2 protein-coding genes and 1 pseudogene are annotated in these 2,287 nt (G+C 63.1%); all 3 read right to left on the bottom strand.

Translation table 11 applies throughout. The features are described 5' to 3' along the window. A partial coding sequence (locus tag ACK5NW_RS02745; protein ID WP_416924820.1) for a hypothetical protein occupies window positions 1-599 on the bottom strand: 599 nt, incomplete at its 3' end. Beyond that, window positions 599-1,567 (bottom strand): hypothetical protein, encoded by a 969-nt coding sequence (locus ACK5NW_RS02740; protein ID WP_416924818.1) that lies wholly within the window; start codon window positions 1,565-1,567, stop codon window positions 599-601. The genes ACK5NW_RS02740 and ACK5NW_RS02745, both read right to left, overlap by 1 nt. A 21-nt stretch (window positions 1,568-1,588) precedes the next feature. Further along, a pseudogene (locus ACK5NW_RS02735) lies at window positions 1,589-2,287 on the bottom strand (hypothetical protein); the annotation flags it as partial.

Below are 2,287 nucleotides of genomic sequence, written 5' to 3'. Positions count from 1 at the left end.
ATGGCGTTGCGCACCGCCTCATCGCTGCGCCAGTCGGCGGTGGCGTTGTTGATGCCGATCTCAATGGCTCCGCTTTCGTTGGAGACTTGAAAGCGCTCGAATTCGCCCTGCTGGTAGGCCTGCACCCGACCGCCAAAATCGGCCTCGAAGCTCTCGCGCCATACGGCGGCGGCCTGTTTCTGAGCATCGGTGGTTAGATTGGAAGCCAGATCATCCAGGCGGGTTTTGAGTTTGTTGCCGTACTGAGACGACAAATCGGCACCGTCGGCACCGGCCAGCAGGGCAGACTGTCCTTTGAACGACTGGTAGCCTGGTTCGTCGCCAACACCAAGCGTCAGCTCCTGCCCGGCGCGCTGGGCCTTGTTCTGGAAGTCCAGCAACTGCGCGCGGTTGACCTCGCGCTGCATTTCCGTGGCGATGGACACCCCCAAAGAGCCAAGCTGCTGCATGGCCTGGCCCATCTGGTTGTAGGGCTCCAGGCTTTGAGCAGCCAGCCTCGCCGTGGCTGTCGGGTCGCCCCGAGCGCCTGGCATCTGCGGTGTGAGCATGCCGCCGCGCGCCTGCACAGCGGGGAACGATGGAATTTTGATGCTGCCCATTACTTGCTCACCTTTTGCCACTGATACCAGGACTGCGCCACACCCGGCGCAGAAGACAGCAGCGAGCTGAAGAACGAGGCCCCAGCCGATCCGCTGTAGGTCGGGGCCATGCTGGCCGTCACCAGGCTCGCGGCGCTGGCGTTGTCCACCATGACGCCCGCCATCGTGGTCTGGTAGGTGCGCGACGCCTGCGCACTGAGCAGCCCGGCGTCGGCCAGGGCGCGCGTGGCGGCAGCGTTGATGTTGGCTGTGCTGAGTTGGTAGTTGGCCTCAACGTTCGCCAGGCTGGTGTTCAGCGCGGCATTGCTGCGGGCAGCCTGTGCTTGCCGCACCTTCATGACCGCGCTCATGCTGGCCTGGGTAGCCTGTGCCCGCTTGCCAAAGGCCGCCAGCATGGTGTCTTGCTTGATGGCGATGGCTGCGCGCTCTTTGCTCAGGTCAATGGAATTTCGCACAGCCAGGGCCGAACCCTGCCCCAGATCAATGCCGCCACGCGCCATGCGCGCCGTTGCCTTGCCCTTGACTTGGGCGTATTCCAGGTTCGAGGATTGCTCGCGCCGCTCGCCGCGCAAAAGCTCGCTTTGCGCCTGAAGCTCCAGAAGGCGGGCGCTCATGCGATCCATCTCGGCGGACATGCCAAGCGAATCTGCCTGCGCGTCGGCGCTTGCCGCATTCAGGGCGGCTTGCTGGCGCAGTTTGTTGCCCTGCCCCTGAGCTGCCAGAACCGAAAAATCGGCGCTGGCCAGGGTGGCGTTGTGTTCAGCCTGGGCGTTGATATAGTTCAGATCGGCCTGCCCGGTCAGCGAAGTAGCCTGATACCGGGCATTGACCACATCCATGCTGGCCTGATGCCGGATGGCCTGCGCCTGGGTCTGCACGCCGATCTCGTTGACGCGCTGCCCGTAGTAAGCGCCCACGGCAGAGGTCGCCGCCCCGCCTATCTGCCCGGCCATGCCGATGGTGGCCATTTGTGAAGCACTGAACCCCATTTAAGCGCCCCCAAGCGAAGTTTCCAGCGTCAGGCTGGTGACAGTAAGCGGCAACGGGTCAGCCTGGCGAAGACACACCTGACCGGCGCGCGTCCAGTCCGGGTTCAGTTGCACCCGAAGCTCATCGGTTTTCAGGCTGGGTGGGCTGCCGTAGGGTTCGTCGCTGCGCTGCTTGACCTCCACCAGCTTGTCAAACGACGGACCGACGAAGATGCCGCCGGATCGAAACACCCTGACCCAGGCCTGATTCACGTTCTTGACCATCCCCTGACCGAACCCTTGCGCCTCAAAAGCCAAGGGCAATGTTTGAAGCTCCGAAGTGAAGGGAAGACCGATCTGCGCCTTGCTGACCTCGCGCGGCAAAGTGATGGCCCCACCTGTGACGGTGACGCGCGGCATCACTGCGCCATCACCCAGAACAGCTACCTCCTTGCCCTCCAGATGACTCAGTCCGGAAATCACGTCCGCAGGCGCGCCCGAGTACGTCAGCCCGCAGTCCACAAAATAGGCGTCCGCCTGATCGGCGAAGTGGCGCGGCCTGAAAAACTCGACGTACCGTTTTTGCGCGCCATCAATGGTGCGCTGCACCACGCAATACAGCACATCGTCCTGCCCCTCAGCCACCACCACGACCGACTCAAACACGCCGTCGGTGTCGTGATTATGCCAAGCCCCTACCTGTTGCTCGGGTAAATAGGT

The organism is Ottowia sp. (genome assembly GCF_047975795.1).
GTDB lineage: Bacteria > Pseudomonadota > Gammaproteobacteria > Burkholderiales > Burkholderiaceae_C > Ottowia.
This window is presented reverse-complemented; position numbering and strand designations above follow the sequence as displayed.

What these genes read in the sequence shown, in the direction of transcription:
- ACK5NW_RS02740 (WP_416924818.1), bottom strand. Translation starts at nt 1,567, where the DNA reads ATGGCCACCATCGGCATGGCCGGGCAGATAGGCGGGGCGGCGACCTCT.